Here is a 15886-nt window from a genome sequence, read left to right as displayed (position 1 = left end):
TCACTTGCCTTCCGTACCGAGCTGCGACCGCGTTGTGCGGCCCTTCGCGATGCTCACATACTGATGTATGCTCCGCTCGCTCAGCGCCTTGCGCCTTGTCTCGCTCCGGTACGATCACTCCTCACTCATCAGGTTGCGCGAGAAATGATGAATGTCGGCGCCAGGCTTAAGGCGGTAAAGCTTCGCCTTACGGGCACCGGTAGCGACGCTCTCGCCGGTTTCTTCAAACATCTCTGAGGCGTCAAAGCGACGGATCAGGCTTTTACGCTGCACCGGGCGAGCGAGGATCGTCTCAGTGACCTCCTGTAACTGGGTCAGGGTAAAGGCGGCGGGCAGGCAGTACACCGGCAGCAGGGAGTAGAGCGTTTTCTGCCGCAGCCGCTGCAGCGCGTCGGCAACGATCTGCTGGTGGTCAAAGGCGATGTCGCTGCGCTGTGCCAGCCCGGCCACCGGCTGCCACTGTGCATCGCTGACGTCGTCACTGCCGGCAGAACAGGCTTCGGCGGCGATCAGCGCGTACCACGCCGTGGTCAGGCTCCAGCCGCGCGGGTCTCGGTCGGGCCCCGAGTAGGTGGCCAGCTGCTCGAGCCACGGCGGATTGACGCCGGTCTTTTCCCGCAGCTTGCGTAGCGCGGTGTCGCGCGTGGATCCATCCTGCAGCAGGTCGATAAATCCCCCCGGTAACCCCCAGTGGCCGCGCTGCGGGTGCCTGGCGCGCTGTACCAGCAGCACGCACAGCTGCTGCTGCCAGAGGCTGAACAGCACGCTGTCGACGGTGACGATCGGGGACGGATAGCGCGAAGCGTCGTACTGCGCCAGATACTCGTGTTCTGATGACATAGCATTACCTGCAGGAAGTGTCGCTCGGACACATTACCAGCGGAGGAGCCATCATTCAATCTTTCCACCCGCGCTGACAACTTTATCACTCTTAAAATCAACTGGTTAAGCATCATTTTTGTGCCGGTTTGATTTTTCGCTTGTCAATTAATGTCTCTTGGACAATTATATAAATGTCCCTGTGACATTAATTGAGTTGAAGGAGTCGGTGATGATGAAACTGCAGTTAACGCTTGATGGTCAGGATGTGGCGCTGGAAAGCGGACGTTTTCCAGACGGTGCGGTCTGGGAGCGCGTCAGCGGGCCGCTGGATCCACAGGCGGAAAGCCTGACGCTGCGTGCCAGCGCGATGCAGACCCTCGATGACCTGATGCGGGTCGCCCAGGTGCTCGACGCGGTACGTCAGCGCTGCCTGCTGCGTCAGACCCGGCTTGAGCTGCCGTGGCTGCCTTACGCCCGCCAGGACCGCACGATGCGTGAAGGCGACAGTTTCGCCCTCAGGGTGTTTGCCGGTTTTCTCAATCAACTGCGCTTTGACCGCGTGGTGGTGTTGGATCCGCACAGCGACGTGGCTGCCGCGGTCGTTGACCGCATGGTCACCATTCCCCAGCACCGCTGCCTGGTCCACAGCCCTTCGCTGCTGGCCGCCCTTGAGCAGGGCATGATGCTGATTGCCCCGGACGCCGGCGCACTGAAAAAGGTCCATGCGCTGGCGCAGCAGGTGAAGGCGGCTGAGTACGGCATTCTCGGTAAGCATCGCGATATCGCCAGCGGTGCGCTGAGCGGTTTTGAACTGCTGAAAGGCGACGTGGCGGGCAGGGACGTGCTGATTGCCGACGACCTGTGCGATGCCGGTGGCACCTTTATCGGATCGGCGTCGGTATTGCGGGCCGCCGGCGCGCGCTCGGTCAGCCTGTACGTTACCCACGGTCTGTTCAGTAAAGGCGTTGAGCACCTGCTGAGCCAGGGCATTGACCGCATCTGGACCACCACTTCGCTGGGCGGCGCTGAACCGGCGCAGGAAGGCGTTGAACGCGTTGATATCGCCACCATTTACCGCAGTGAAGGAGCAAACCATGCAAATTAATCCGATTCTGGCTATCGATGGTTACAAAACCTCGCACCGTGAGCAGTACCCGCAGGGGACAAACCGGGTTTATTCCAACTTTACGCCGCGCGGTAAGCGCTATTTTCAGTCGCCGCTGGCGGATGAGTCGCTGGTGTTCTTTGGTCTGCAGGGATTTTTGCAGTGGTTTATGGTCGACCTGTTTAACCAGCAGTTCTTCGCCCAGCCGGAAGAGCAGGTAGTGGGGGAGTATCAGCAACTGATGGACAGCTACCTCGGGGAGAACAGCGTCAGCGTTGAGCACATCCGTGCGCTGCACCGCCTTGGCTATCTGCCGCTGGAGATCAAAAGCCTGGACGAAGGCAGCAAAGTGCCGATGAAGGTGCCGGTGCTGACCCTTACCAATACCCTGGGCGAGTTCTTCTGGCTGGTGAATTACCTCGAGAGCGTGATGTCGGCCGAGCTGTGGAAATCCTCCACCACCGCCACCGTCGCGCACCACTATCGCCAGATCTGCCAGCGCTGGGCCGAACGCACCTGTGACGACGTGGCGCACCTTGATTTTCAGTGCCATGACTTTTCGTTCCGCGGCATGTCCGGGGTGCACGATGCGGCACAGTCCGGCGTCGGCCATCTGCTGAGCTTTACCGGCACCGACAGCCTGCCGTCGATTCTCTATGCCCAGCGCTACTACCGTCCGGCGGCAGGCACCTTTATCGGCGGCAGCATCCCTGCCACCGAGCACAGCGTAATGTGCATGGGCGAGGAGCAGGGCGAGATCGCCACTTTCCGTCGCCTGCTGACCGAGCTCTATCCGCGCGGGCTGGTTTCGATCGTGTCCGATACCTGGGACTACTGGAAGGTGCTGACCGGGTACAGCCGTGAGCTTAAACCGGAAATCATGGCGCGTGAGGGGCGGCTGGTGTTCCGCCCGGACAGCGGTGACCCGGTCGACATACTGTGCGGCAGCGGCGACGATCGGGATCGTGACCCTGCGCGCAGCGCGCAGCAGAAAGGCTCGGTGGAGGTGCTGTGGGAGATCTTTGGCGGCACGGTCAATGCCAGAGGCTATAAGGTGCTCGACCCGCACGTCGGCCTGATTTACGGCGATTCGATTACGCTGGAACGGGCCAATGAGATCCTCAGCCGGCTGGAGGCAAAAGGCTTCGCCAGCAGTAACGTGGTGTTCGGCGTCGGCTCATATACCTACCAGTACCACACGCGTGATACCTTCGGCTTCGCGATGAAAGCAACCTATGGGGAAGTGAACGGCGTGGGGCGGGAGATCTTTAAACAGCCGAAAACCGACAGCGGGCTGAAAAACTCCGCGCGTGGCCTGCTGCGGGTGGAGAAAGATCAACAGGGGAACTACCGTTTGCTGGATGGTCAGAGCTGGCAGCAGGAGCAGGGGGGGGAGCTGAAAACCCGCTTCCTGAACGGTAAACTGCTCAACGTTGAGGATCTGACCACGCTGCGCCAGCGGCTGGCGGCGGAATAAGGCGGGAACGCTGAGCGGGGCGGCACAACGATGCGCCCCGGCGCTCGAAGCGGGGGGGACGACGGACTGTCATCCCCCCCGTTATCTCAGCCGTTCATGATTGATTCAAGCTGTTCCTGTGCCTCCAGCCATTCCATCTCACACTCTTCCAGCGCCGATTTGGCGCTGGCCTGCTGCTGCAGCGCGGCGGTCAGGTCTGTTTTGCGGCTCTGCTCGTAAATCGCGATATCGCCCAGCTTGTTTTCAGCGTCGGCCAGCTGCGCGTTGTGCTTCTCCATCTGCTTTTCCAGCTTTTCAATCTGCCTGCGCAGAGGCTGGGTCTGGGTGCGCAGTTCGGCATCGCGGCGTTTCTGATCCTTACGCGCCTGGGCGCTGTTGGCGGTTTCCGCTTTCGGTGACGCGTCGGCCTGAACCTGCTTCTGCAGGTCGCTCAGCCACTGCTGGTAATCTTCCAGATCGCCGTCGAAGGGTTCAACCTTGCCATCGTGCACCAGGTAAAGGTCGTCGGTGGTGGAACGCAGCAGGTGGCGATCGTGCGAGACGACTACCAGCGCACCTTCGTAGTCGATCAGCGCTTCGGTCAGCGCCTGACGCATATCGAGATCCAGGTGGTTGGTCGGTTCATCGAGCAGCAGCAGGTTAGGGCGCTGCCAGACGATCAGCGCCAGCACCAGCCGCGCTTTCTCGCCGCCTGAGAAGCGTTGGGTCTGCTCCGTCACTTTGTCGCCCTGGAAACCAAAGCCGCCGAGGTAGTCGCGTAGCTGCTGTTCCAGAATTTTAGGCGCCAGTCGGGCCAGGTGCTGCAGCGGTGATTCGTCGGCGCGCAGGAACTCCAGCTGATGCTGGGCAAAGTAACCGAGCTTGATGCCCTTCGCCAGGCCGATCTCACCGGCCTGCGGGGCCAGTTCACCGGCCAGCAGCTTGATCAGCGTCGACTTACCGGCGCCGTTACGCCCGAGCAGCCCGATGCGCGAACCCGGCACCAGGTTCAGCTTGATCGAGTTAAGGATCTTTTTATCGCCGTAGCCGGCGCTGACCTTCTCCATCTTCAGCAGCGGGTTCGGCAGGCTTTCCGGCTCGCGGAAGCTGAAGGTAAACGGGTTATCGACGTGCGCCGGGGCAATCAGCTCCATGCGTTCGAGCATTTTGATGCGGCTCTGCGCCTGCTTGGCCTTGGTGGCCTTGGCCTTGAAGCGGTCGATAAAACTCTGCAGATGCGCCACCTTCTGCTGCTGGTGTTCAAACATCGACTGCTGCTGCGCCAGTTTGGTGGCGCGCTGGATCTCAAACGAGCTGTAGTTGCCGGTGTATTCGAAGATGCTCTGCTGTTCAATATGCAGGATCTTATCGACCACCGGGTCGAGGAAGTCGCGGTCGTGTGAGATCAGGATCAGCGTGCCGCTGTAGCTTTTCAGCCAGCGTTCCAGCCAGATCACCGCGTCAAGGTCGAGGTGGTTGGTCGGTTCATCGAGCAGCAGCAGATCGGAGCGGCAGATAAGCGCCTGGGCCAGGTTGAGGCGCATGCGCCAGCCGCCGGAGAAATCGCTGACCGGGCGCTGCAGTTGTTCCTGGCTAAAGCCCAATCCGCTTAGCAGGCTGGCGGCGCGGGACTGTATGGTCCATGCCTGAATGGCATCCAGCTTGCCGTGCAGCGTGGCGATAGCGTGGCCGTCGTTAATTTCATTCGCGCGATCTAATTCAGACTGCAGCTGACGAAATTCGCGGTCGCCGTCGATAACATACTCAACGGCGGGCATATCCAGCGCCGGCGTTTCCTGGTTGACCCAGGCCAGCGACCAGCTGCCGGGATAGCTGAAGCTGCCGGCATCGGCGCTTATCTCGTTTTTCAGCAGGGACAGCAGGGTGGATTTGCCGCAGCCGTTTTTGCCCACCAGGCCCACTTTCTGGCCGGGGTTGATGGTCGCGGTGGCGTTATCCAGCAGGACGCGCACGCCGCGACGTATTTGTAACGAGGAGAAGACAATCATAAGCGCCGTTAGTCCATAATATGTTAAATTAATCCATCATAAATAAGTTTCCGGAATCACTGATTCCGTTGCGTCGAGCATGGTAGCGGATTTCGCCTGCCGTGACGACGATTTGGAGGGGAATGATGTCGCAGCCGCCTAAGGTCCTGCTGTTGTATGCCCATCCGGAGTCACAGGACTCGATTGCCAATCGCGTTTTGCTACAACCGGCCCGGCGCCTGGAACATGTGACGGTCCATGACCTGTACGCAGAGTATCCGGATTTTTTTATTGATATTCACCGCGAGCAACAGCTGCTGCGCGAACATCAGATTATCGTTTTTCAACATCCGCTTTATACCTACAGCTGCCCTGCTCTGCTGAAAGAGTGGCTGGACCGCGTGCTGTCGCGCGGCTTTGCCAGCGGCCCCGGTGGCAACGTGCTGGAGGGTAAATACTGGCGCAGCGTGATCACCACCGGAGAGCCGGAGGCCGCCTACCACCAGGAAGGGCTGAACCGTTACCCGATGTCAGACATTATGCGACCCTTTGAACTGACCGCGCAGATGTGCCGCATGCACTGGATGACGCCGATGATTATTTACTGGGCGCGTCGCCAGACGGCTGACGTGATGCAAAATTATGCCCGCGCCTACGGCGACTGGCTGGGCAATCCGCTGCCCTATGGAGGAGTGTAAATGGAAGGTCAAAGCCTCCTGACCGCGGGAGTGGTTTATCTGTTTGCCGCGGTGATTGCGGTACCGATCGCCGCCCGGCTCGGTATTGGCGCGGTGCTCGGCTATCTGCTGGCGGGGATCGCCATCGGCCCGTGGGGACTCGGTTTTATCAGTGACGTGGATGAGATCCTGCACTTCTCCGAGCTGGGCGTGGTGTTTCTGATGTTTATCATCGGGCTGGAGCTGAACCCGTCTAAGCTGTGGCAACTGCGGCGCTCGATCTTCGGCGTCGGTGCCGCGCAGGTGATTCTGAGCGCCGCAATCCTTGGCGGCCTGCTCTACCTGACCGACTTCTCCTGGCAGGCGGCGCTGATTGGCGGTATCGGCCTGGCGATGTCCTCCACCGCCATGGCGCTGCAGCTGATGCGTGACAAAGGCATGAACCGCAGCGAATCCGGTCAGCTCGGCTTCTCGGTGCTGCTGTTCCAGGACCTGGCGGTGATCCCGGCACTGGCGCTGGTGCCGCTGCTGGCCGGCGGCGACAGCGGTCATACCGACTGGATGAAGGTGGGCATGAAGGTGCTGGCGTTTGCCGGCATGCTGGTCGGCGGGCGCTATCTGCTGCGGCCGATCTTCCGCTTTATCGCTGCCTCCGGCGTGCGGGAAGTGTTTACCGCCGCGTCGCTGCTGCTGGTGCTGGGCTCGGCGCTGTTTATGGACGCGCTGGGGCTGTCGATGGCGCTGGGCACCTTTATCGCCGGGATCCTGCTGGCGGAGAGTGAGTACCGTCACGAGCTGGAGACGGCGATCGACCCGTTTAAAGGGCTGCTGCTGGGGCTGTTCTTCATCTCGGTCGGGATGGCGCTTAACCTGGGCGTGCTCTATACCCATATCATTGAGATCCTGATCGGCGTGGTCGGCCTGGTGGCGGTAAAAACCGGCGTGCTTTACCTGCTGGCGCGGATCTACGGCCTGCGCAGTTCTGAACGTCTGCAGTTCTCCGGCGTGCTGAGCCAGGGCGGGGAGTTTGCCTTTGTGCTGTTCTCCGCGGCGTCGTCGGCGAAGCTGTTTAGCGGCGATCAGATGCCGCTGCTGCTGGTGACGGTCACGCTGTCGATGATGACGACGCCGTTGCTGATGCAGGGCGTGGATAAAATTCTTGAACGGCGTTTCAACGAGCCCGATGAGAGCGCGGAGAAACACTTTGTCGAGGACGATAAGCCGCAGGTGATCGTGGTCGGCTTCGGCCGCTTTGGTCAGGTGGTGGGGCGTCTGCTGATGGCGAATGACAAGCGGGTCACCGTGCTGGAGCGCGATATCAGCGCGGTCAGCCTGATGCGTAAATATGGCTACAAGGTCTATTACGGCGATGCCACCGAGCTGGAGCTGTTACGCGCCGCCGGGGCAGAAACCGCGCAGTCGATCGTGATAACCTGCAACGATCCGGAAGACTCGATGCATATCGTGCACCTGTGCCAGCAGCACTTCCCGCATCTGGCGATCCTCGCCCGCGCCCGCGGCCGCGTGGAGGCACACGAACTGTTGCAGGCCGGCGTGACCCAGTTCTCGCGTGAAACCTTCAGCAGCGCGCTGGAGCTGGGCCGCAAGTCGCTGATCTCCGTCGGCATGCACCCGCACCAGGCGCACCGTGCGCAACAGCACTTTCGCCGGCTGGATATGCGCATGCTGCGTGAGCTGATGCCGAGCCACGACGACAGCGTGCAGATCTCCCGCGTGAAAGAAGCGCGGCGCGAGCTGGAAGATATCTTCCGCACCGAGATGAAATACGAAAAAAGTCAGTATGACGGCTGGGATGAGCAGCATTAACCACGAACTCAACGAGATGATTATGCGTAAACGTTTTATCGCTGGCGCCACCTGTCCGAAGTGCCAGCAGAAAGATACCCTGGCGCTGTGGCGCGAGAATAATGTCGATGTGGTTGAGTGCGTTAAGTGCGGGCATCAGATGCGCGAGGCGGACAAACAGGTGCGTAAAGAGGTGCGTGAAAACGAACAGGTCATCGGCATTTTTCACCCGGAGTAGCGCGATCGCCCCGCTTTTTTTATGCTTAAGGGTACAGCCGCGGTTGAAATTCGATACAATTGCCGCCACTTAGAGTCCTCCCGCTGAAGGTTAAAACCAGCGGGAATACGAATTCACGCTCTCAACGGTTTTAGGAGTCATCATGAAAGTAGCAAAAGACCTCGTGGTCAGCCTGGCATACCAGGTACGTACAGAAGACGGTGTGTTGGTTGATGAATCCCCGGTGAGTGCACCGCTGGATTACCTGCACGGTCACGGTTCCCTGATCTCCGGCCTGGAAAAAGCGCTGGAAAATCGCGAGCCAGGCGACAAGTTTGACGTTAAGATCGAAGCTAACGACGCTTACGGCCAGTTCGATGACAACCTGGTGCAGCGCGTACCGAAAGACGTCTTTATGGGCGTGGACGAACTGCAGGTTGGCATGCGCTTTATGGCGGAAACCGATCAGGGCCCGGTGCCGGTTGAAATTACCGAAGTGGAAGACGAGCACGTGGTGGTTGACGGTAACCACATGCTGGCCGGTCAGAACCTGAGCTTCAACGTGGAAGTCGTTGCGGTGCGTGAAGCGACCGAGGAAGAGCTGGCCCACGGCCACGTTCACGGCGAGCACGGTCATCACCACGACCACGACCATGACCACGAAGGTGGTTGTGGTACCGGCGGCTGCGGCTGCAGCCACTGATCTTCCGTCGTCTTTCGCGCTGCGGGTGCGTTTACCGCCTTCCTGCAGCACGAAATACTCGGAATATCTGTCAAAGAGGTCACGCAGATGCGTGGCCTTTTTTTTGGTTGCTTCGTGTACAGGCTCCCATCGCTTCAGATTCTGGGTGGTCTGCACATCGTCAGCGGGTATTGCGGCGGGCTCTATGTCTGCGCCGGACTGTAGCAGCAACCTCAGAACTTTCGGGCAATCGGGTATATCCGGGTTAGCGGACCGTCGACGGCCATGGATGGCCGGCGCCGAGCGTACAGGGACGTATTTACAGCGTGTCCGCGTTCCGGATATACCCGATAAGCCAGGCTCGCGAACCGGCAGCGACTTCTGCCAGCGATGCACCTGATACGCCGGTCACCCGAACCGACAGCGGCTTCTGCCAGCGATGCGTCCGATACGCCTGGCATCCGATCCTGCAGCAGCAGCTCTGCGCAGCCATTCTGAACATTAGTAATGCGGAGGAGGGGTTTCTTCGGATTGTGAGGCAATGAGGGATGGCGCTGCTTCCTTTAATTTATCGGTTAGCAGGCGCATCTGTTCGCGCAGGCGGGCCATCTCCAGCTGATGCTGAACCACCGTTTCGTTGAGTTCATCGATAGTGTGATCCTGAAACGCCAGTTTGCTTTCCAGCCGCTCCAGCCGCTCTTCCAGCCATGATTGTTGCATTATGTTTCCTCCTGTTACTACCTGCGGCGCTTTCTCGGCGCGAATTGTCCGATTCTAAGGGTAAAAGGCAGGCGAAAACAGGTAAAATGACGTAGATTGGCCGCCAGAGGTTGAAAAGTCGTACCGCTGACGCCACTGAAGGTGGTGAAACTTTCGGGCAATCACGCGGTCGGAAGTTAACTTTAGTTTTATGCAGGGGAGCGCCCCTGAGACCCGTTACAGCACAGACCGCCGGTCTGCCAACGATTCCCCGGGGTGAGATGCTTCGGTTTTGGAGAAATGGATGAAATCACTGTTTAAAGTTACTTTATTAGCTACCACTCTGGCTGCGGCGTTCACCGCACCGCTGGCCATCGCTGCCGACGCTGCTGCGGCTCCTGCTGCTCAGCAGGCGCCAAAAAACGCGGCGTTCAAGAACGATGACCAGCAGTCGGCCTATGCGCTGGGTGCTTCTCTGGGCCGCTACATGGAGAACTCCCTGAAGGAGCAGGAAAAACTGGGCATCGCTCTGGATAAAAACCAGCTGATTGCCGGCGTTCAGGATGCGTTTGCGGGTAAAAGCAAGCTGACTGACCAGGAAATCGAGCAGACCCTGCAGTCCTTTGAAGGCCGTGTGAAAGGTGCCGCTCAGGCCAAGATGGAGAAAGACGCGAAAGAGAACACCGCTAAAGGTGAGGCTTACGCAGCGAAATTCGCCAAAGAGAAGGGCGTGAAGAAAACGGAATCCGGCCTGCTCTACCTGGTAGAGAAAGCGGGTGCCGGTGAGTCACCGAAAGACAGCGATACCGTGGTGGTGAACTACAAAGGTACCCTGGTTGACGGCACCGAGTTCGATAACTCTTACACCCGCGGCGAGCCACTGTCATTCCGTCTGGACGGCGTGATCCCAGGCTGGACCGAAGGCCTGAAGCAGGTCAAGAAGGGTGGCAAAATCAAGCTGGTGATCCCACCGGCGCTGGCCTACGGCCAGAATGGCGTTCCGGGCATTCCGGCTAACTCTACGCTGGTATTCGAGGTTGAGCTGCTGGACATCAAACCGGCCGCTAAAGCCGACGAGAAAGCAGAACAGCCTGCAGCAGCAGCGGCTGATAAAGCCAAAGCGCAGTAATTGTATCACCGCCACCTGCGGGTGGCGGTGCTCCCGCCTGCGATTAATTCCTGTTTCCACTGGCTTTTAACCCGTGCAATTTCCGTGGAAAGGTCGGGACACGGCTTTCCCATATTTGCTAGACTAGCCAGCGCGCATTATAACTAAGAATGAGTCTGCCCTTGCGCCGTGTGACAGGCTCTTGTCAGAGGGTGGTGTCGTCAATGTCTAATTCCCTGTTTTCCGGTGATGTTGCGGATTCGGATCTGCTTGAGCAGCGTCCTTTCCTGCCCGGTGACTTCGAAATTTTAAAATCTTATGAGGCCGTGGTTGACGGTCTGGCGATGCTGATCGGTTCGCATTGCGAAATTGTGCTGCATTCGCTGGAAGATTTGAAATGCTCTGCGGTGAGGATCGCTAACGGTGAACATACCGGGCGAAAAATTGGTTCTCCTATCACCGATCTGGCGTTGCGCATGCTGCATGATATGACCGGTGCCGACAGCAACGTCTCTAAAGCCTATTTTACCCGTGCCAAAAGCGGCGTGCTGATGAAGTCAGTGACCATCGCTATCCGCAATCGTGACAAGCGGGTGGTGGGGCTGCTGTGCATCAACATGAACCTCGACGTGCCGTTCTCGCAGATCATGGCGACCTTTATGCCGCCGGAGACGCAGGAAGTGGCCTCTTCGGTTAACTTTGCCTCATCGGTGGAAGACCTGGTGATGCAGACGCTGGAGTTCACCATTGAGGAAGTCAGTACCGATCGCAACGTCTCTAACAACGCCAAGAACCGGCAGATCGTGTTGAACATGTATGAGAAGGGAATTTTCGACATTAAAGACGCGATCAATCAGGTGGCGGACCGCCTGAACATCTCTAAACATACGGTTTATCTCTACATCCGTCAGTTTAAGAACGGCGACTTCCACGGTCAGGACAAGTAGTGCGCTTCAGCCTGATGGTGACCGGCCCAGCCTACGGCACCCAGCAGGCCAGCAGCGCGCTGCTGTTTGCCCGTGCGCTGCTGGAGCAGGGGCACGCGTTGGAGAGTATCTTCTTCTATCGGGAGGGGGTGCTGAACGCCAGCCTGCTGAACGCTCCCGCCAGCGATGAGTGTGATTTAACGCGCCAGTGGCAGCAGCTGCATCAGCAACACGGGGTGGCGCTGAACATTTGCGTGGCGGCGGCTCTGCGCCGGGGCATCAGCGACGAGCGTGAAGCGTTGGCGCTGGGGCTGCCCACGGCCAACCTTGCCGCGGGCTTTCAGTTAACCGGCCTGGGGGCGCTGGCAGAAGCGCTGCTCGGCTGTGAGCGGATGGTACAGTTCTGATGAAACGCATCGCTTTTGTCTTCAGCCATGCGCCGCACGGCTCCAGCGGCGGGCGGGAAGGGCTGGACGCCGCGCTGGCCACCTCAGCGCTGAGCGACGAGATTGCGCTGTTCTTTGTCAGCGACGGCGTGCTGCAGTTGACCAGCGGCCAGCGGCCCGGGCAGATTCTGGCGCGTAACTACATCGCCACCTTTGGCGTGTTGCCGTTGTACGACGTCGACCGCTGCTACCTGTGTGCGGCGGCGCTGGCGGAGCGTGGTCTGAGCGAAACGCTGCCGCGGGTGCTGGACGCCGAGGTTCTGTCTCCGGCCGAACTGAGCGAGCTGCTGCACCAGTACGACCGCGTACTGGTCTTCTGAGGTCACCATGCTCCATACGTTAATGAGTTCACCGTTCCACTGCGATCTGCCGGCGTTACAGCGTCTGCTGGCCGCTGGCGACGATCTGCTACTGCTGCAGGATGGGGTGCTGGCGGCCCTGGCAGGCAGTCAGGCGCTTGAATCGCTACAGCTTGCCCCCATATCGATCTACGTGCTGAAGGACGATGTGGAGGCGCGTGGGCTTTCTGCTCAAATTTCGACCAGTGTGATGCAGGTAGGCTATACTGACTTCGTCAGGCTGACGGTCAAACATCCTCAACAAATGACCTGGTAAATGCGGTAATCCTGGTTATTTCTTGACACCTTTTAAGCTCAGCTCTAAAATTCCGCGGCCTCGTGATTCTGCGAGGCGATTTATTACGTGTTTACGAAGCAAAAGCTAAATTCCAGGAGCTATTTAATGGCAACAGTTAATCAGCTGGTTCGCAAACCACGCTCAAGCAAGGTTGCTAAAAGCAACGTGCCTGCGCTGGAAGCCTGCCCGCAGAAACGTGGTGTATGTACTCGTGTATACACTACTACCCCGAAAAAACCGAACTCCGCACTGCGTAAAGTATGCCGTGTTCGTTTGACTAACGGTTTTGAAGTTACCTCCTACATCGGCGGTGAAGGTCATAACCTGCAGGAACACTCCGTGATCCTGATCCGTGGCGGTCGTGTTAAAGACTTGCCAGGTGTGCGTTACCACACCGTTCGTGGCGCGCTGGACTGCTCAGGTGTTAAAGACCGTAAGCAGGCCCGCTCCAAGTACGGCGTGAAGAAGCCAAAGGCTTAATGGTTCTCCGTTAAGTAAGGCCAAACGTTTTAACTTAAATGTCAAAATAAACTCGTAGAGTTTTGGACAATCCTGAATTAACAACGGAGTATTTCCATGCCACGTCGTCGCGTCATTGGTCAGCGTAAAATTCTGCCAGATCCTAAGTTCGGATCTGATCTGCTGGCTAAATTTGTAAATATCCTGATGGTAGATGGTAAAAAATCTACCGCTGAAACAATCGTTTATACCGCGCTGGAGACCCTGGCTCAGCGTTCTGGTAAAAACGCACTGGAAGCTTTTGAAGTAGCCCTGGACAACGTCCGCCCAACCGTGGAAGTTAAATCCCGTCGCGTTGGTGGTTCTACTTATCAGGTTCCGGTTGAAGTTCGTCCGGTTCGTCGTAATGCCCTGGCAATGCGCTGGATCGTTGAAGCTGCTCGTAAACGCGGTGATAAATCTATGGCTCTGCGCCTGGCGAACGAACTTTCTGATGCTGCAGACAACAAAGGTACTGCAGTTAAGAAACGTGAAGACGTTCACCGTATGGCCGATGCCAACAAGGCGTTCGCTCACTACCGCTGGTAACAGCTCTGTAGTTGTTATTAACCCAGCGGGCGTTCAAGTAGCCAACCCGCTGGGATTTACTAACTTAGAACGTCCGAGAATCAGAGGAATCAAATGGCTCGTAAAACACCCATTGAGCGCTACCGTAACATCGGTATCAGTGCGCACATCGACGCCGGTAAGACCACAACTACCGAACGCGTTCTGTTCTACACCGGTGTAAACCACAAAATCGGTGAAGTACATGACGGCGCAGCAACCATGGACTGGATGGAGCAGGAACAGGAACGTGGTATTACCATCACATCCGCTGCGACCACCTGTTACTGGTCTGGTATGGCTAAACAGTTTGAGCCGCACCACGTGAACATCATCGACACCCCGGGACACGTTGACTTCACCATCGAAGTTGAGCGTTCTATGCGTGTGCTTGATGGCGCAGTAATGGTTTACTGTGCAGTTGGTGGCGTTCAGCCACAGTCTGAAACCGTATGGCGTCAGGCTAACAAATATAAAGTTCCACGCATCGCGTTCGTTAATAAAATGGACCGCATGGGTGCAAACTTCCTGAAAGTTGTTGATCAGATGCAAAAACGCCTGGGTGCAAACCCGGTGCCATTGCAGCTGGCTATCGGCGCTGAAGAAAAATTCACCGGGGTTGTTGACCTGGTGAAAATGAAAGCGATCAACTGGAACGAAGCCGATCAGGGCGTGACCTTCGAATACGAAGAGATCCCAGCTGATATGCAGGAACTGGCAGAAGAATGGCATGCGAAGCTGGTTGAAGCCGCAGCTGAAGGCTCTGATGAGCTGATGGAGAAATTCTTTGGCGGCGAAGAGCTGACTGAAGAAGAGATCAAAACTTCTCTGCGTAAGCGCGTTCTGAACAGCGAAATCATTCTGGTCACCTGTGGTTCTGCATTTAAGAACAAAGGTGTTCAGGCGATGCTGGATGCGGTTGTTGAATATCTGCCAGCACCGACTGACGTTACCGCGATTAACGGTATGTTAGACGATGGCAAAGACACTCCGGCTGTTCGTCACTCAGACGACAACGAGCCGTTTGCTGCTCTGGCGTTCAAAATCGCTACCGACCCGTTTGTAGGTAACCTGACCTTCTTCCGCGTTTACTCCGGTGTGGTTAACACGGGCGATACCGTGTTCAACCCGGTTAAGTCAAACCGTGAGCGTCTGGGCCGTATTGTTCAGATGCACGCTAACAAGCGTGAAGAGATCAAAGAAGTTCGTGCGGGCGACATCGCAGCGGCGATCGGCCTGAAAGATGTGACCACGGGTGACACCCTGTGTGATCCGGACAACGTGATCATTCTTGAGCGTATGGAGTTCCCTGAGCCGGTAATCTCCATCGCCGTTGAGCCGAAAACCAAAGCTGACCAGGAAAAAATGGGTCTGGCTCTGGGTCGTCTGGCGAAGGAAGATCCATCGTTCCGCGTTTGGACTGATGAAGAAACCAACCAGACCATCATCGCTGGTATGGGTGAGCTGCACCTCGACATCATCGTTGACCGCATGAAGCGTGAATTCAACGTTGAAGCGAACGTCGGTAAACCTCAGGTTGCTTACCGTGAAGCGATTCGCGCGAAAGTTACCGATATCGAAGGTAAACACGCCAAGCAGTCTGGTGGTCGTGGTCAGTACGGTCATGTTGTTATCGACATGTACCCACTGGAGCCGGGCTCTAACCCTAAAGGTTACGAGTTCATCAACGACATCAAAGGTGGTGTAATCCCTGGTGATTTCATCCCTGCGGTTGATAAAGGTATCCAGGAGCAGCTGAAGTCAGGTCCTCTGGCGGGTTATCCGGTGGTTGATCTGGGCGTTCGTCTGCACTTCGGTTCTTACCATGACGTTGACTCCTCTGAGCTGGCATTTAAACTGGCGGCTTCTATCGCGTTCAAAGACGGCTTCAAGAAAGCAACTCCGGTACTGCTTGAGCCGATCATGAAGGTTGAAGTAGAGACTCCGGAAGAGAACACCGGTGACGTTATCGGTGACCTTAGCCGTCGTCGTGGTATGCTCAAAGGACAGGAATCTAACGCTACTGGCGTTCAGATCCACGCTGAAGTTCCGCTGTCCGAAATGTTCGGATACGCGACTCAGCTGCGTTCTCTGACTAAAGGCCGTGCTTCATACTCTATGGAGTTCCTGAAGTACGATGATGCGCCGAACAACGTCGCTCAGGCCGTTATTGAAGCTCGTAGCAAATAAGCTACAGTTTTAAAATATTGATCCTATGCTCTCACCAAAGGGTGAGAGCATTAAAGTAAGGAA

The 15886-nt window shown here is 57.4% G+C and carries 17 protein-coding genes; 14 read left to right on the top strand and 3 right to left on the bottom strand.

Translation table 11 applies throughout. The features are described 5' to 3' along the window. Positions 1-114: 114 nt before the first annotated feature. Positions 115-840 (bottom strand): NUDIX domain-containing protein, encoded by a 726-nt coding sequence (locus tag ASF13_RS03040; RefSeq protein WP_056232489.1) that lies wholly within the window; start codon positions 838-840, stop codon positions 115-117. Positions 841-1051: 211 nt separating this feature from the next. Between ASF13_RS03040 and prs the strand changes: the two genes are divergently transcribed. Beyond that, positions 1052-1927: a ribose-phosphate diphosphokinase gene (prs, locus tag ASF13_RS03035; protein ID WP_056232487.1), complete on the top strand. Its 876-nt coding sequence runs from the start codon at positions 1052-1054 to the stop codon at positions 1925-1927. Further along, the gene (locus ASF13_RS03030) at positions 1917-3404 is read left to right on the top strand and encodes a nicotinate phosphoribosyltransferase (RefSeq protein ID WP_056232485.1); all 1488 of its coding nucleotides are present in this window, start codon (positions 1917-1919) and stop codon (positions 3402-3404) included. The genes prs and ASF13_RS03030 overlap by 11 nt, the downstream gene beginning before the upstream one ends. 86 nt (positions 3405-3490) lie before the next feature. Here the strand turns inward: ASF13_RS03030 and ASF13_RS03025 are convergent, their stop codons facing one another. Next, entirely contained in the window at positions 3491-5392 is a 1902-nt protein-coding gene (locus tag ASF13_RS03025; protein ID WP_056232482.1) for an ABC transporter ATP-binding protein, read from the bottom strand. A gap of 125 nt (positions 5393-5517) precedes the next feature. Here ASF13_RS03025 and kefG point away from each other — a divergent pair, with 125 nt between their 5' ends. The 4 genes from kefG to slyD all read left to right on the top strand — a co-directional run bounded on the left by kefG (position 5518) and on the right by slyD (position 8774). Beyond that, on the top strand, positions 5518-6069 hold the full coding sequence (kefG, locus tag ASF13_RS03020) for a glutathione-regulated potassium-efflux system ancillary protein KefG (protein ID WP_056232480.1): 552 nt from the start codon (positions 5518-5520) through the stop codon (positions 6067-6069). Next, positions 6070-7875 carry a glutathione-regulated potassium-efflux system protein KefB gene (kefB, locus tag ASF13_RS03015; protein WP_056232478.1) on the top strand — a complete coding sequence of 602 codons (1806 nt, stop codon included), beginning with the start codon at positions 6070-6072 and terminating at the stop codon, positions 7873-7875. Positions 7876-7891: 16 nt separating this feature from the next. Further along, entirely contained in the window at positions 7892-8092 is a 201-nt protein-coding gene (locus ASF13_RS03010; protein WP_056232790.1) for a YheV family putative zinc ribbon protein, read from the top strand. 142 nt (positions 8093-8234) lie between these two features. After that, positions 8235-8774: a peptidylprolyl isomerase gene (gene slyD, locus ASF13_RS03005; protein ID WP_056232477.1), complete on the top strand. Its 540-nt coding sequence runs from the start codon at positions 8235-8237 to the stop codon at positions 8772-8774. Positions 8775-9254: 480 nt separating this feature from the next. On the opposite strand, the gene ASF13_RS03000 is transcribed toward slyD, so the two are convergent. Continuing rightward, positions 9255-9473 (bottom strand): protein SlyX, encoded by a 219-nt coding sequence (locus tag ASF13_RS03000; RefSeq protein ID WP_056232475.1) that lies wholly within the window; start codon positions 9471-9473, stop codon positions 9255-9257. A 283-nt stretch (positions 9474-9756) separates the two neighbouring features. On the opposite strand from ASF13_RS03000, the gene fkpA reads away from it, so the two are divergent. The 8 genes from fkpA to fusA all read left to right on the top strand — a co-directional run bounded on the left by fkpA (position 9757) and on the right by fusA (position 15823). Further along, a complete protein-coding gene (gene fkpA, locus ASF13_RS02995) occupies positions 9757-10581 on the top strand; it encodes an FKBP-type peptidyl-prolyl cis-trans isomerase (RefSeq protein ID WP_056232473.1) in 825 nt (274 codons plus the stop codon). A gap of 203 nt (positions 10582-10784) precedes the next feature. After that, positions 10785-11507 (top strand): transcriptional regulator, encoded by a 723-nt coding sequence (locus ASF13_RS02990; protein ID WP_056232471.1) that lies wholly within the window; start codon positions 10785-10787, stop codon positions 11505-11507. Continuing rightward, complete coding sequence (gene tusD / locus ASF13_RS02985; protein WP_056232469.1) at positions 11507-11893, top strand: sulfurtransferase complex subunit TusD; 387 nt, start codon at positions 11507-11509, stop codon at positions 11891-11893. The genes ASF13_RS02990 and tusD overlap by 1 nt, the downstream gene beginning before the upstream one ends. Next, positions 11893-12252 (top strand): sulfurtransferase complex subunit TusC, encoded by a 360-nt coding sequence (tusC, locus tag ASF13_RS02980; RefSeq protein WP_056232467.1) that lies wholly within the window; start codon positions 11893-11895, stop codon positions 12250-12252. Before tusD ends, tusC begins: the two co-directional genes overlap by 1 nt. Positions 12253-12259: 7 nt before the next feature. Further along, positions 12260-12547 (top strand): sulfurtransferase complex subunit TusB, encoded by a 288-nt coding sequence (gene tusB / locus ASF13_RS02975; protein ID WP_056232465.1) that lies wholly within the window; start codon positions 12260-12262, stop codon positions 12545-12547. Between the two features lie 126 nt (positions 12548-12673). Further along, positions 12674-13048, top strand: coding sequence for a 30S ribosomal protein S12 (rpsL, locus tag ASF13_RS02970; protein ID WP_056232463.1), 375 nt, complete (start codon positions 12674-12676; stop codon positions 13046-13048). 96 nt (positions 13049-13144) lie between these two features. Continuing rightward, positions 13145-13615 carry a 30S ribosomal protein S7 gene (rpsG, locus tag ASF13_RS02965; protein ID WP_056232460.1) on the top strand — a complete coding sequence of 157 codons (471 nt, stop codon included), beginning with the start codon at positions 13145-13147 and terminating at the stop codon, positions 13613-13615. 93 nt (positions 13616-13708) lie between these two features. Then, positions 13709-15823, top strand: coding sequence for an elongation factor G (gene fusA / locus ASF13_RS02960; protein WP_056232458.1), 2115 nt, complete (start codon positions 13709-13711; stop codon positions 15821-15823). The last annotated feature ends 63 nt before the right edge of the window (positions 15824-15886 follow it).

The sequence above is a fragment of the Erwinia sp. Leaf53 genome (assembly GCF_001422605.1).
Lineage (GTDB): Bacteria > Pseudomonadota > Gammaproteobacteria > Enterobacterales > Enterobacteriaceae > Erwinia.
This window is presented reverse-complemented; position numbering and strand designations above follow the sequence as displayed.

Bases quoted from the DNA above. Each gene is read 5' to 3' on its own strand.
- ASF13_RS03040 (WP_056232489.1), bottom strand. From the start codon at position 840: ATGTCATCAGAACACGAGTATCTGGCGCAGTACGACGCTTCGCGCTAT.
- prs (WP_056232487.1), top strand. From the start codon at position 1,052: ATGATGAAACTGCAGTTAACGCTTGATGGTCAGGATGTGGCGCTGGAA.
- ASF13_RS03030 (WP_056232485.1), top strand. From the start codon at position 1,917: ATGCAAATTAATCCGATTCTGGCTATCGATGGTTACAAAACCTCGCAC.
- ASF13_RS03025 (WP_056232482.1), bottom strand. From the start codon at position 5,392: ATGATTGTCTTCTCCTCGTTACAAATACGTCGCGGCGTGCGCGTCCTG.
- kefG (WP_056232480.1), top strand. From the start codon at position 5,518: ATGTCGCAGCCGCCTAAGGTCCTGCTGTTGTATGCCCATCCGGAGTCA.
- kefB (WP_056232478.1), top strand. From the start codon at position 6,070: ATGGAAGGTCAAAGCCTCCTGACCGCGGGAGTGGTTTATCTGTTTGCC.
- ASF13_RS03010 (WP_056232790.1), top strand. From the start codon at position 7,892: ATGATTATGCGTAAACGTTTTATCGCTGGCGCCACCTGTCCGAAGTGC.
- slyD (WP_056232477.1), top strand. From the start codon at position 8,235: ATGAAAGTAGCAAAAGACCTCGTGGTCAGCCTGGCATACCAGGTACGT.
- ASF13_RS03000 (WP_056232475.1), bottom strand. From the start codon at position 9,473: ATGCAACAATCATGGCTGGAAGAGCGGCTGGAGCGGCTGGAAAGCAAA.
- fkpA (WP_056232473.1), top strand. From the start codon at position 9,757: ATGAAATCACTGTTTAAAGTTACTTTATTAGCTACCACTCTGGCTGCG.
- ASF13_RS02990 (WP_056232471.1), top strand. From the start codon at position 10,785: ATGTCTAATTCCCTGTTTTCCGGTGATGTTGCGGATTCGGATCTGCTT.
- tusC (WP_056232467.1), top strand. From the start codon at position 11,893: ATGAAACGCATCGCTTTTGTCTTCAGCCATGCGCCGCACGGCTCCAGC.
- tusB (WP_056232465.1), top strand. From the start codon at position 12,260: ATGCTCCATACGTTAATGAGTTCACCGTTCCACTGCGATCTGCCGGCG.
- rpsL (WP_056232463.1), top strand. From the start codon at position 12,674: ATGGCAACAGTTAATCAGCTGGTTCGCAAACCACGCTCAAGCAAGGTT.
- rpsG (WP_056232460.1), top strand. From the start codon at position 13,145: ATGCCACGTCGTCGCGTCATTGGTCAGCGTAAAATTCTGCCAGATCCT.
- fusA (WP_056232458.1), top strand. From the start codon at position 13,709: ATGGCTCGTAAAACACCCATTGAGCGCTACCGTAACATCGGTATCAGT.